The 11,946-nt window shown below is 65.0% G+C and carries 8 protein-coding genes; 2 read left to right on the forward strand and 6 right to left on the reverse strand.

Translation table 11 applies throughout. The features are described from left to right. Nucleotides 1-31: 31 nt before the first annotated feature. Nucleotides 32-1,054 (reverse strand): phytoene/squalene synthase family protein, encoded by a 1,023-nt coding sequence (locus tag RJT37_RS15335; protein ID WP_313685823.1) that lies wholly within the window; start codon nt 1,052-1,054, stop codon nt 32-34. Nucleotides 1,055-1,293: 239 nt separating this feature from the next. Then, entirely contained in the window at nt 1,294-1,440 is a 147-nt protein-coding gene (locus RJT37_RS15340) for an HVO_2523 family zinc finger protein (protein ID WP_313685824.1), read from the reverse strand. A gap of 360 nt (nt 1,441-1,800) precedes the next feature. Between RJT37_RS15340 and RJT37_RS15345 the strand changes: the two genes are divergently transcribed. Beyond that, nucleotides 1,801-2,103 carry a hypothetical protein gene (locus RJT37_RS15345; protein WP_313685826.1) on the forward strand — a complete coding sequence of 101 codons (303 nt, stop codon included), beginning with the start codon at nt 1,801-1,803 and terminating at the stop codon, nt 2,101-2,103. 221 nt (nt 2,104-2,324) lie between these two features. Here the strand turns inward: RJT37_RS15345 and RJT37_RS15350 are convergent, their stop codons facing one another. Then, nucleotides 2,325-8,003, reverse strand: coding sequence for an LAGLIDADG family homing endonuclease (locus tag RJT37_RS15350; protein WP_390209049.1), 5,679 nt, complete (start codon nt 8,001-8,003; stop codon nt 2,325-2,327). 501 nt (nt 8,004-8,504) lie between these two features. Between RJT37_RS15350 and RJT37_RS15360 the strand changes: the two genes are divergently transcribed. Next, nucleotides 8,505-8,729, forward strand: coding sequence for a DUF8029 family protein (locus RJT37_RS15360; RefSeq protein WP_313685828.1), 225 nt, complete (start codon nt 8,505-8,507; stop codon nt 8,727-8,729). 54 nt (nt 8,730-8,783) lie between these two features. On the opposite strand, the gene RJT37_RS15365 is transcribed toward RJT37_RS15360, so the two are convergent. Genes RJT37_RS15365 through RJT37_RS15375 form a run of 3 tightly spaced genes read right to left on the reverse strand, consistent with a single transcriptional unit; the run spans nt 8,784 to nt 11,946 of the window. After that, nucleotides 8,784-9,500 carry a glutamine amidotransferase-related protein gene (locus RJT37_RS15365; protein ID WP_313685830.1) on the reverse strand — a complete coding sequence of 239 codons (717 nt, stop codon included), beginning with the start codon at nt 9,498-9,500 and terminating at the stop codon, nt 8,784-8,786. Further along, nucleotides 9,497-11,260, reverse strand: coding sequence for an anthranilate synthase component I (gene trpE, locus RJT37_RS15370; protein WP_313685832.1), 1,764 nt, complete (start codon nt 11,258-11,260; stop codon nt 9,497-9,499). The genes RJT37_RS15365 and trpE overlap by 4 nt, the downstream gene beginning before the upstream one ends. Continuing rightward, nucleotides 11,257-11,946 (reverse strand): phosphoribosylanthranilate isomerase, encoded by a 690-nt coding sequence (locus RJT37_RS15375; RefSeq protein WP_313685834.1) that lies wholly within the window; start codon nt 11,944-11,946, stop codon nt 11,257-11,259. The genes trpE and RJT37_RS15375 overlap by 4 nt, the downstream gene beginning before the upstream one ends.

Raw genomic sequence — 11,946 nt, forward strand, 5'->3', positions numbered from 1 at the left:
GTCGGCAAGGAAAATCGGTGGCTCGGCTCCGTTATTCGCTGCGGGTGGCACTCCGGAGCAAGCCGGAGACCCACCCGCCGAACCGCCCGACGCCCGTCCGTTCCGTCGTCGGTCCCGAGTGGCCGGGGCCGTGCGTGGCTTCACTCTCCTCGGGGTATGGAACGACGCTGACCCGCCGGAACACCGCGACCGGGTCCCGCTCGATCGCCCAGAACAGCCGGGTTTTCGCCAGGAGAGACAGTTTTCGCGTGGTCGAAAGCGACGGCGTCGTCGAGAGGACGTCGCAGTCGAGGCGGCGGATCTCGCGGTGGTGATCCGCGTAGAGTACCGCCGCCAGCAGGACCGCGAACTGGCAGTCCTCGGGGAGGTACCTGATACCTTCGACGCCCTCGCGGTAGAGCGATTCCGCCCGGCGGATCTCCGCCTCCATCGCGGCCCGGAAGTTCTCGTCGTACTCGAAGTTCACCACTTGTGCTTCGGTGACACCGTGTTCGCGGAGGGTCTCCTGTGGGAGGTAGATTCGATCACGCTCGACGACGTCTTCCCGGACGTCACGGAGGAAATTCGAAAGCTGGAACGCCTCGCCGAGCGCCGTGGCGTGCGGCAGCGCCTCCTCGGTCCGCTCGGTCTCCATAATCTCGGTCATCATCCGGCCGACGGCGGCGGCGGAGCCGTCCATATACGCCTCCAGATCCGCGTAGGTCTCGTAGCGATCCGTCTCGATGTCCGCGAGCATCGCGTCGATGAACGCGTCGACGTCGGAGTCTGGGATACCGTGTCGCTCGCGAACCTCAGCGAAGGCCGAAAGGACGGGATCGTCGGTCGACTCGCGGCCGAGCGCCTGCCGGCGAAGCGTCTCCAGGCGCTGCCGCTGTTCTTCTGGCGGGGCCGTGTCTTCTGCGTCCACGACCTCGTCGGCAACCCGGAAGAACGCATACAACACGTACGTGTCGTGTCGGACGCGCTCGGGGAGGACGCGCGTCGCAAGGTGGAACGTCTTTCCGGTTTGCCGCTGGATCGCCTTGCTCTGTCGGATCTGTTCCTGTTTGACCATCGTCACGTATCGGGGCTCAGGGCGTCTCGTCGCCGTGCCGTCGGGCCTCTCATCTCTCAATTGAGAGAACGAACCGAAGTCATATAATCCTTCTCGCCGCCTGGGGAGCAAATCGCATAGCGGCAGCAGTATCGGCCAGTAGATTCATTTAGGGTCGTTTGGGCGCGGACGCGCTACCGGACGACTGCGGCGGGGTGTCGGATTTGGTATCTTTGTGAACGGGCCAGTCCAGCGACCGGTCACCAGAACGTGTCGCTGCAGTCGTAGACGACGCCGTGTTCGGGACAAACGTACTTGCAGTGACGGCGGGCCATCGGCTGCTCACAGAGCGGACACGGGCGACCCGGCGGCGTCTCGGTGTCGGCCCTCTTTTCGCCCCCGTCCATACAGAAATCGCCGGCCGCGGTCGACAAGAAGGTTCGCGTTGCGGAGCTAAAGTGTGGTAGAGTTCTTGCCAGGTGTTTATTTCACGGCCTTAAAAGCTAAATTAGCTGTTAGAATATGCCTGCGAACCCCTTATTGGATATCCTATCAAATGTTGTCGGCATCCAGAGAACTGCGCTGAATAAACAGTTCGAATACAGCACTCTACCGTCTGCGACCGTTGGGATGTCGAAACTGAGTTCCTACGATCGCCGTCGTACCGAGGCGGGGTTAGTATCTCGTTTCCGAGCCCCGACGAGGAGTGGGCGTGGAGAGTCTCTAAATGGCGGGTTTTTTATGATACGCCTTCCGGAAGGTGGACTATGGACGTGGACGAAAGCAAAGTAGTCGACTCGGCAAAGTGTCCTCATTGTGAGGCGGAATTCGATGAGCCTAATGTTATGAACAGTAACAGTGACGCAATGGAGTTGGTATGTCCCAATTGTGACACTATGATCGGTGCCTCTACGGGAGTTGGCGGTTTAAATGAGCTTCTTGCGATACTGCTATCTGATAGTGTAGAAGATGCGAAGCCGGTTCTTGAAGCATTGCAAGAGATGCATTATTCAGATAGTCCAAGTGACGTTAGTGACGAGAGTCTTGAGATTATCAACGATCGGATGTGACCAATTGAGCTACTGAGCAGGTGATTCATCCGAATGAGTGCGAGATCAAGGGATACTAACTGATAGATATAACCCCTATGTTCAGCAGGCGGTTCTTGACAGGGTATGGATAGTCACGGGATGGCCGTGATATAGCGTTCGTCTGAACTGAACGACCCGATCTGCGACAATCGGACGGTTTGAGAACCGTGCTAAGACTCCCGCGTGGCGGGAGTACTATCTCAGCACTCGGACCAGCCGCAGGACTCGCAGGTCTTGCAGCCCTCCGAGTAGTACAGCGACATACTGCCGCACTCGGGGCACTCGGGGCTCTCGCCGGCCGCGAGGAGGTCGTCCATCGCGTCGGCAGCGTCACCGGGTGCGTCCGTCACGTCCGCTTCCCCGACCTCGGGTTGGTTCGGTTCGACGCCGACGTCTGCGTCCTCGACGTCGACGGCGGCGCCGCCGTCGGTCTCGCGTCCGATCGTCGCCTCTGCGTCCTCGGAGAGTTCCGTCAGGTTCTGCTGCTGTGGGTATCCCTTCTCGATCTCGCCGTCGAGATACCGGCGCATCGCGGTCCCGATGGCGTCCGGGATGGAGTTGATCTGTTCGCCCTTGTCCCAGGCGACTTTCGGGCTGCGGATGCCCTGCAGTTCGCTCGCAATCTCGCTCGGATCGACGCCCGACCGGAGCGCCGTCGAGATGGTCTTCGCCAGCGCCTCGGTGAAGGAGGCGGTGAAGCCGCCGGAGTTGCCGATGTTCGCGAAGAGCTCGAAGGGCTGGCCGTGTTCGTCCTCGTTGATGTTGACGTACAGTTTGCCGTAGCCCGTGTCGATCCGCTGAGTCACGCCGTAGAGGACGTCCGGCCGCGGGCGCTTCTTGCCGAGGTCGGTCTCGCCGTCCGCCGCCGACAGCAGGCGCTCGACCTCGCGGTCGAGGGCGTCCTGCACGGCGTCGTTTTCGAGGAAGCCGTCGAGGCCGCCGAAGACCTCCTCGATCTGCTCGACGAGTGTCTCGGCGGCCTCGTTCTCGTCGGCGAAGTCGGTGTTCTGCGCGCGAGTGGTGAGGACCTGCTTCGAGCGCGTGCCGTCCCGGTAGACGGTGACGCCCTTCCCGCCGTTCTCGTAGATGTAGCGGTAGACCTCGTCCATATCCTCCTTCGTCGCGGTGTTCGGGAAGTTGCAGGTCTTCGAGATGGCCGAGTCGACGCCCTCCTGGGTCGCACACTGCACCGCGGCGTGCTGTTTGCCCGAGAGGTCGCCGGTGACGACGAACAGCTCAGAGATGGCATCCGGTACGGTCGACAGCGAGGAGACGCCGTCGAACTCGTTTTCGGCCATCTGTTCTTGCGCCTCTTTCTTCACGGCCGCGACGTCGATGTCGTTGTCCTCCAGGACGCGGAGGAAGTAGTCGTCGAACTCGACGAGCATCTCGTCGCCCTGGACGTCGTCGGAGACGTTCTTGTAGTAGGCGACGTTGTAGATCGGCTCGATCCCACCTGTCGTATTTCCGACCATTGAAGTCGTGCCGGTCGGCGCCACAGTGGTCGTGTTGTGGTTCCGGATGGGGAACCCCTCTGCCCACTCGTCGGCGTCGAGGCCGGTGTGGTGCTCGAACCACTCGCGGTACTCCGTCGGATCGGCGTACTTCGAATCCTCCCAGTCGGCGAAGGTGCCGCGCTCTTCGGCGAGCTCGTGGCTGCTCCACTTCGATTCGTGGTTGATGTGGGTCATCAGCTGGCGGGCGACCTCGTTGCCCGCCTCCGTGCCGTACTGGATGCCGAGCTGGATGTACAGCTGCGCCAGCCCCATCACGCCGAGGCCGATCTTCCGCATCTCGCGGACCTTCTGTTCGATCTCCGGGACCGGGAAGTCCGACATCGTGACGACGTTCTCTAAGAACTGCGTCCCGCGGTCGATACGGTAGTCGAACTCCTCCCAGTCGATCGCCTCCGCGAGGAACGCGTCGACGGCCTCGCCGAACTCGTCGTACTCGTCGCCGTTGTTGTCGTACCAAACGCGCCAGTCCGGCGCGCCGAAGTCGACGAGCGTCGAGAGGTTGATGTGGCCGAGGTTGCAGGCCTCGTACTCCTCGAGCGGCTGCTCGCCGCAGTTGTGGACCACGAGCCCGTTCGCGACGAACGAATTGGTGTCGGGCTCCGTCAGATCGTAGACGGCCTCGTGACCGTCGTACTCAACGGACTCGACGGTGGCCTCGAAGCGCTCGGCGTACGGGCCGCGGTCGTAGTCGTCGAGCCGGGATTCGAGTGCTTCGGTCTTCGAGTCGAGGAGGAAACCAATCTCCTCCGCGAAGCGGACGAGGTTCTCCTTCGCGATGACGAGGTCGTGATCCGCCTGCGTCTCGTACATCGCTGTGCCGCCGTTCCCGTCCGGAAGTTCGCTTTCGCCTGCTTCGTGGCGGTCTTCGTAGATCTTGCTGAAGACGCCGAAGTTGAGGAGCAGTCGCTGAACGTCTTTGAGCAGGTCGGTGCTCGTGCTCGTCAACCGAACCGAGACGCCTTTTTCGACGGTCCCCGAAACCTGGCCGTCGGCGCTGAAGAGCGCCCGGAGGAATCCGCGGGCCATCTCCTCGCTGCCCCGCTCGACGGCGTCGGGAACCCGTAGCTTCTCGTCGACTAGCCCGGCGGTCTCGGCATACTCGTAGAGCCGAGCCGAGCGGATCCGCTGTTCGACCGCCCCGGCGCCTCGGTAGCCGTCGCTGCGTGCGATTTCACTCACGCCGACCTCGTAGTCGGCGTTACCGAGCGGTTCCCTGACGACGTCGTTGACGTCCTCGGCGAATGCTTCGGATACGGCCGTGTCCTCGTCGTAGAAGTTGAGTACGGCCCGCTCTTCACCGTCTTTGAAGTGGCCGTCGCCGACCAGCCACCCGAGGACCCGTCCCTCCGAAGCGGAGCCGTGCTGACCGAACTCGCCCTTTCGGTTCTGGACGTGTACGGTGTCGCCCGGCTCCAACTCGCCGGCGTCGACCCACCCTTCGTCGGTCATCACGCGGTGGTCATCAGTCAGCCTGAGTTCGTACCCCTCGGCTGTCGTTAGCTCGTAGACGTCCTTCTCGCCGGTCTTGTAGACGCTACTCGCTTCCTTCACCCGATCCTCGCTGAGCCGACCGTCGACGACGACATCGCGAGCGAAGCCCTCCTCGTAGAGTTCTTCGGCCGGAACGAGCCCATTCTCGGTACTGATCCGCGTTTCTCCCGTAACGCACGGATTCGTCGCGAGGATCCGATGCTCCGGATGCTCGTCGACGTCGAAGGAGTGCTGCTTGTTCACCCGTTCGAGGTAGATGACGCCCGGTTCGCCGTTCTCGTGGGCGCCGTCGACGATCTGATCCCAGAGCTTCTCGGCGGGGATCGAAAGCTCCTCGCCGACCTCCACGTGCTCCCCGAGGCCGAACATATCGTACAGTTCCTTGGTCTCGGGCGTGGCGACGTGCGGTTCCTCAGTGCGGGGGTTCGTGAACGTGAACTCCTCGCCCGCCTCCAGCGCGTCCATGAACTCGTCTGTAATCCCCACGGAGATGTTGAAGTTCGAGAGGTGACCCTCGACCGCATTTCGAAGGTGCTTGGGGACGCGGCCCTCGTCGTCGATGAGTTCCCGCGCTTCCTCGAGTGCGTCCTGGAAGGAGTTGTGCGTGAAGTCGTCGGGGTCGTTGAGACGGAGCGTGTGCGCAAGCGAGACGTCCTTGTTCTTCGCGTGCAGGAACTGGATGACGTCGGGGTGACTGACTCTCATTACGCCCATCTGGGCGCCGCGGCGCGCACCCCCCTGTGCGATCGTCTCACACAGCTGGTCGTACGTCCGCATAAACGTGATCGGCCCGGAGGCGATGCCGCCGGTCGAACCGACGGGGTCGCCGTAGGGGCGGAGTCGCCAGAAGGCATACCCCATCCCGCCGCCGCTGTTGTGCGAGACGACGCCGTTTGCGACGTACTCGTGATTTTCGGCGACGGTGACGTCGTAGACGGTTTCGGACTCGGTGTCCTCGACGGCGACGACCTCCTGTTCCCAGGTGTGTCCGTCGACGACGGTGCCGCACTGCGTCGGTCCCGGCGGGGTTTCGGAGAGCGACGCCGACAGCTCTGTCGAACGGGTGTCGACGTAGCCTACGTCGGCCGCAAAGCGTTCGAGGCCGGTCGAATCGGTCGGGGCCACGCTGAAGTACTCGCGGTCGTCGTTCTCCCACTCCCACTTCGTCGCCGGGATGCCGACGCCGAGAAGCAGCTGCAGCGTCTCCTCGATGAGTTCTTCGGAGGCGCTGTAGAGCCGCGGGTAGCGTCCCTTCGTGAGCGTCCCGTCGGTCGAGAACAGCCCGCGGAGGAACGCGCAGACGCGCTCGTGGTCCGTCTGCCGAATGGAGTCGGGGACGCACGCCTCCGCCGAGGAGGGTTTGGCGTCGCCGAAGTTCCGGAGCCAGAAGCGCTTGATCTCGTGGCTGTGGATCACGGCTTCGTAGCAGCCCTCGGACCAGGTGTAGTCGATCCCGACGTCGAAGAGGTCACGCGAGAGCGTGTCGATGTGGTTGAGCACGTCCTCGCGGTTGACGTGGAAGCGGATACCGTCCTGATGGACCGATCCGTCGCCGATCCAGATTCCGAGCAGTTCCGCGAGCTCGGCGGTCAGCTCCTCGGGCTGGGTCACCGTCTTGACCGGCTGCCCGTTCGGTTCCAGGCTCCGGGCGCTCCGATGCTGCTGGATCGTCGCGGGACTGACATCCAGCGCCGCGGCGATCTCGCTGTCCGAACCTCCTTTGTCGTAGAGCGTGTCGAACGCGTCCTCGTCGAAGCTCGTGCCGGCGGGTCGGCCGCCGCTTCCGTTCGCCGGGAGATCGAGCTCGTTGGCGCGACGGCGCTGGACAGTCGAGGGCGAGCAGTCGAGCGCCGCAGCGATTTCGTAGTCGCTGTGTCCGTCGGCGTGAAGCTCCGCGATCGCCTCGTTCGAGACGGTCCGGGCGTTCTCCCACTGGCCGCCGGCCGCGACGGTTTCCAGCGGCTCCGTCGCGTCCTCGTCCGTGAGCCAGCCGAGTCTGATCGAGAGCGTCTCACCCGGTTCAACGTCGTCGATCTCGCGCCATTCGTCGTCGACCAGAAGCCGGTGGTTCGGCGTTCCCCGGACCGAGACACCGCCCTCTGTGACGAGCCGTTTCGTCGGCGCGTCGTCGTAAGCGTGAACCTCGTCGACGGTTCGGACGCGGTGGCCGTCGGCGTCCCGCTGGACGATCCGATCGCCGGGTTCGACGTCAGCGATGGAGACAACGCCTTTCCCCTCGACGGCGACCGTCGCGTCCTCGGTCAGACACTGGAAGACCTGTGCGGCCTCCTTTGCGGTCTGGTGGATGTCGTCGATGTCGTCCTCCGGCGAGTCGACGAAACACGCCGAGAGCTGCTGGAGCTCGTCGCCGGCGTTCATCAGCGTCGGCGAGTTCGGCATAAAGGAAAGCGAGTCCATCAGCGACTCGAACTCCTCCCGCGTGGTCTCGACCGTCTCGCGGACGTCCTCGGGGAGTTCGGGGACGATGGTGTCGTAGGCGAACTTGTTGACGTTGTACACCGAAAGCGTCGTCTCCGCGTCGGCGTCGGCGTCGACGCCTTTGCCGAACACCTCCTCGGCGAGTTCGTCCCGTCGGGGGTGATCGGGCTTGAGCTGATCGGGCGTGACGGTGATCTCGACGTCTTGATTCTCCGCCTCGAAGACGGCTTCGGCGAGGGCGACGTTCTTCGCGACGCGCGGGAAGAGGTCTTCCTGGGACTCGATCGGTTCGCCCTCGGCGTCCTTGCGGAGGTACCGCGCCGGCAGAATGTTGTGGTAGGCGTTCGCGGTGAGTCGCTCCTCGAGTGTGTCCCCGTCGGTCCGCTTGACTGGGAGCGTCAGATCGTCCACTCTCGCGGGCGTTTCACTCATCGGCTGTTCCTCCGGCCCAGTGTGGTCACACCGGGCGATGTCGGCGTGGTCGCTGTGACGATTCCGGTCATTTGTAACGATGGCTTGTGAGTGTGGCAGGTCGGTTAAGGCTTCGGGATCCGGGTTTTGCCTCGATAAGTATCAGCTCCGATATCCCTCCCCCCACCGGCTGCGCCACGCGTGTGACGTGACGGCGCAACGTTGGGGTTGGCGGATTATCAAGGTATTCAGACCGAAGTGAAAGTGGAAAATTGCCCCGGAGAAATCCCCGCAGTCTTGCGATAATCCAACCGAACCGGAGGGGTCACGACGGCCGGCGAGGTCGTGGTCATCGGCTCGTTCCCGGCTGGCGGCCGTGGAAGCAGCGCCACTCGCAGCCCGGATCGAGGGCTCAAATCATCACAAAGCTTATTGATTCGCGAATAGCAATCGATCAAATCACCGAACGCAACGCCGGCGACCCCCCACAGACTTATGCCTCTGTCCGGCAGTAGCAGGGGTATGGTATCCCTACTCGGGTCAGCCGCGGCGTCGCTCGCGCCTCTGCAACTCGGAGGGCTTCTGTCGGAGCCACTCGGACAGGCCCTCGCTGTCATCGTCGCGATCGCGGTCGTCGTGTTGGTCGGTCGCGTCGCACTGAAGGTCGCGTGGCGGCTCGTCACCATCGCGGCCGTCGTGGTTGGGGCGCTGCTGCTGCTTTCGTTCTTCGGCATCAACGTACTGTAGCGGGGCGATTTCGCCTCTCTTCGGCTGAAGCGGACACTACCGAGCGTCCCCGTCTCAGATCTCGACGGTCTCGCCGACCGACCGCCCGAGCACCCACTCGTCGATGAAGTTCCGGACGATGTCGTGACCGACGCCCGTGAGCACCGACTCGGGGTGGAACTGGACCGCCTCGATCGGGTACTCGCGGTGCCGGATACCCATCACGAGTTCCGTCGCCGCGCCGGTTTCCCCGGTCGCAACGTCGTCTGCTGGATCATCACTGGCAGCCTCGCCTGCCGAGTCGGCGTCGTCGGAAACGGCGTGCGGCGTCGTCGCCGACACCTCGAAACAGTCGGGGACGGACGTCGCGATCAAGGAGTGATAGCGACCGCCCTGGAAGCCGTCGTCGAGTCCCGCGAACACGCCGCGGCCGTCGTGGTCGACGGGGTAGGCCTTGCCGTGGATCGGTTCGGGCGCGTGGCCGATCTCGCCGCCGTAGGCGTAGACGGCCGCTTCGAGGCCGAGGCAGACGCCGAGCGTCGGGATCGTCTGCGAGAGGGTCTGCAACACCTCGGTCGTCACGCCCACGTCTCGTTCGTTCTTCGGATGGCCGGGACCGGGGCTGATGACGATCGCGTCGGGATCGATCTCGCGGAGGTCTTCGAGCGAGGCGGTGTTCTTCCGGACGACCACCTCGACGCGCTCGCCGCCGACGCGCTGCTCGGAGAAGTACTCCACGAGGTTGTACGTGAAGGAGTCGAAGTTGTCGACGACGAGGAGCGTGAGCGTCATCGGAGCACCTCCTCCGAGGGGGCCCGTTCGTCGGCGTCGGCATCAGAGTCGGTTCCCTCGTCCGCGTCGGTCCGCTCGTCCGCATCACCGCCGTCGGCCTCCTCCTCGATCCGCTCGATCGCCGAGAGGACGCCGTCCATCTTCTGTTCGGTCTCCTCGTACTCGGACTCGGGATCGCTGTCGGCGACGATGCCGGCGCCCGCACGGACCGAGACGACGTCCTCGTCGCCGTCGCGGGCGACAGTCGCCGTCCGGATCACGATCGCGAAGTCGGCGTCGCCGGACCACGAGTAGTAGCCGACGCCGCCGCCGTAGACGCCCCGCGGGATCGTTTCGAGGTCGTCGATGATCTCCATCGCCCGGACCTTCGGGGCCCCAGTCAGCGTGCCCGCCGGGAACGTCGCCCGGGTCGCATCGAAGGCGTCTGCTCCCTGCTCACCGGTCGTCGTCCCGGCGCTCGCTCCGCTGTCGCTCCCCGCGAGCGTCCCCGTCACGGTCGACTCGATGTGCTGGACGTGGCTGTACTTCAGGACGTTCATAAACTCCTCGACGCGGACGGACCCCGGTTCGGAGACCCGGCGGACGTCGTTGCGCGCGAGGTCGACGAGCATCGTGTGCTCGGCGCGCTCCTTGCCGTCCGCGAGCATCTCGCCGGCGAGGCGGCGGTCCTCGACGGGGCTCGTCCCGCGCGGACACGTCCCCGCGATCGGATTCGAGACGACCCGGTCACCGGTGACGGACACGAGCGTCTCGGGGCTCGCGCCGACGATGTGCCGGTCGTCGTGCCGGAGCAGGTACATATACGGTGACGGGTTGATCTCCCGGAGCGCCTCGTAGAGGCCGACCGGATCGATCTCGCCGCGGAGTTCGCGGACGCGGGAGATGACCCCCTGATAGATGTCGCCGTCGAGGACGTGCTCTTTGGTCGCCCGGACGGCCGCCTCGTACTCGTCTTTCGGGCCGGCCGACTCGCCCGTACGGACGAATCCGCCGGTCTCGGGGGCTGACGCCGCCGCGAGCGTGGCCGCTACCTCGTCGGCCTCCGCCTGCAGGTCGTCGTAGACCGCGCCGGGGTCGTCGTCGGGATCGACGACGGGTGTGAGCACGAGCGAGACCGACGAGCGCGCGTGATCGAACGAGAGCGTCTTCGTCGTGAGGACGAACTGCGCGTCGGGCGTGTCGGTCTCCGGGCGTTCGACGCCGACCTCTGAGAGCCAGAGGTCGTAGACGGCTTCGTACGCGAGGAAGCCGACGAGGCCGCCGCGGAGTTGCTGACGGTCGTCGTCCGGGAATCCAACCCGAGGGAGCGTCGGGAACGCCCCGCGGAGTCGATCGAGGACGTCCGGGTCGGCGGCTTCGTCGTCCACTGCTTCAGCGTCTGCGGCCGCCTCACCGACGCCGCCCGCGTACTCGGCCGCCCAGCCGCCGAGCCGATCGATCTCGACGCCGTCGGGATCGACCGTGATGACCGCGTCGGGATCGTAGCCGACAAATGAAAAGCGGGCGTGGCGGTCCGCCGTCGCGTGCTCCGGCGCGAACGCGCCCGCGGGGTCGCTCGACGGCGTCTTCTCGGCGCTTTCGAGCAGGAACCCGTAGTCGCTCTGCCCCGAGAGCGCGGCGTAGGCGGTGAGCGGCGTGACTTCGGGGAGGTCCGCAGTTACGTGTGCGACCACCGGGCCGTCGTTGCCATCCGTCGCCGCTTCGACAGTCTCGACGAACCCCCTCCGGGATTGTGAGAGCGGCGCGTCGATGTCGGTCACGACGACACCCCCTCTGCGGCCGCTGGATCAGACTCCTCCGACCCACTCGAATCGACCGCGCCGGACGCGTTGGCGACGAACGCGCGGACGGCCTCGGCATCTTTCACGCCCCCGCTGCGCTCGACGCCGCTGGCGACGTCGACCGCGAACGGACGAACGGTCGACACCGCCTCCGCGACGTTGTCGGGCGTCAGCCCCCCGGCCAGGATGACGGGCACATCGAGCGTCGCCACCACCTCAGCGGTCGCCGCCCAGTCGTGCGTCTCGCCGGTGCCGCCCGCGCCCGCGTCGTCGATCGAATCGACGAGGACCGCATCGACCGCGGGCGCGACCGACCGAGCGCGGTCGGCTTTTGCGGCGTCGACGACGGCCACGAGGTCGGCCGTGACGGCGTCGCGGATGGAACGGAGTTCCTCGGCCGAGAAGTCGCCGTGGAGTTGGAGTACGTCGGGGGCGACCAGTTCGGCCGCGCTGATTGCCTCCTCGGGCGTCTCGGGCATCGTCACGAGCGTGGCCGTGATGAACGGCGGGGCGGCGTCGACTAACTCCGCTGCCCTCTCCGTCGACACCTCCCGCGGCGTCTCGACGGGAACGTCGGCAATCACACCGAAGGCGTCCGCGCCCGCCGCTTCGACGGTCCGCAGGTCCGACTCGCTTGTGACGCCGCAGATCTTCACCCGGACCAT

It is taken from the genome of Halobellus marinus (assembly GCF_032113415.1).
Taxonomy (GTDB): domain Archaea; phylum Halobacteriota; class Halobacteria; order Halobacteriales; family Haloferacaceae; genus Haloquadratum; species Haloquadratum marinus.

What these genes read in the sequence shown, in the direction of transcription:
- RJT37_RS15365 (WP_313685830.1), bottom strand. Translation starts at nt 9,500, where the DNA reads ATGACGCTCACGCTCCTCGTCGTCGACAACTTCGACTCCTTCACGTAC.
- RJT37_RS15360 (WP_313685828.1), top strand. Translation starts at nt 8,505, where the DNA reads ATGGTATCCCTACTCGGGTCAGCCGCGGCGTCGCTCGCGCCTCTGCAA.
- RJT37_RS15345 (WP_313685826.1), top strand. Translation starts at nt 1,801, where the DNA reads ATGGACGTGGACGAAAGCAAAGTAGTCGACTCGGCAAAGTGTCCTCAT.
- RJT37_RS15335 (WP_313685823.1), bottom strand. Translation starts at nt 1,054, where the DNA reads ATGGTCAAACAGGAACAGATCCGACAGAGCAAGGCGATCCAGCGGCAA.
- RJT37_RS15375 (WP_313685834.1), bottom strand. Translation starts at nt 11,946, where the DNA reads ATGGTCCGGGTGAAGATCTGCGGCGTCACAAGCGAGTCGGACCTGCGG.
- RJT37_RS15350 (WP_390209049.1), bottom strand. Translation starts at nt 8,003, where the DNA reads ATGAGTGAAACGCCCGCGAGAGTGGACGATCTGACGCTCCCAGTCAAG.
- RJT37_RS15340 (WP_313685824.1), bottom strand. Translation starts at nt 1,440, where the DNA reads ATGGACGGGGGCGAAAAGAGGGCCGACACCGAGACGCCGCCGGGTCGC.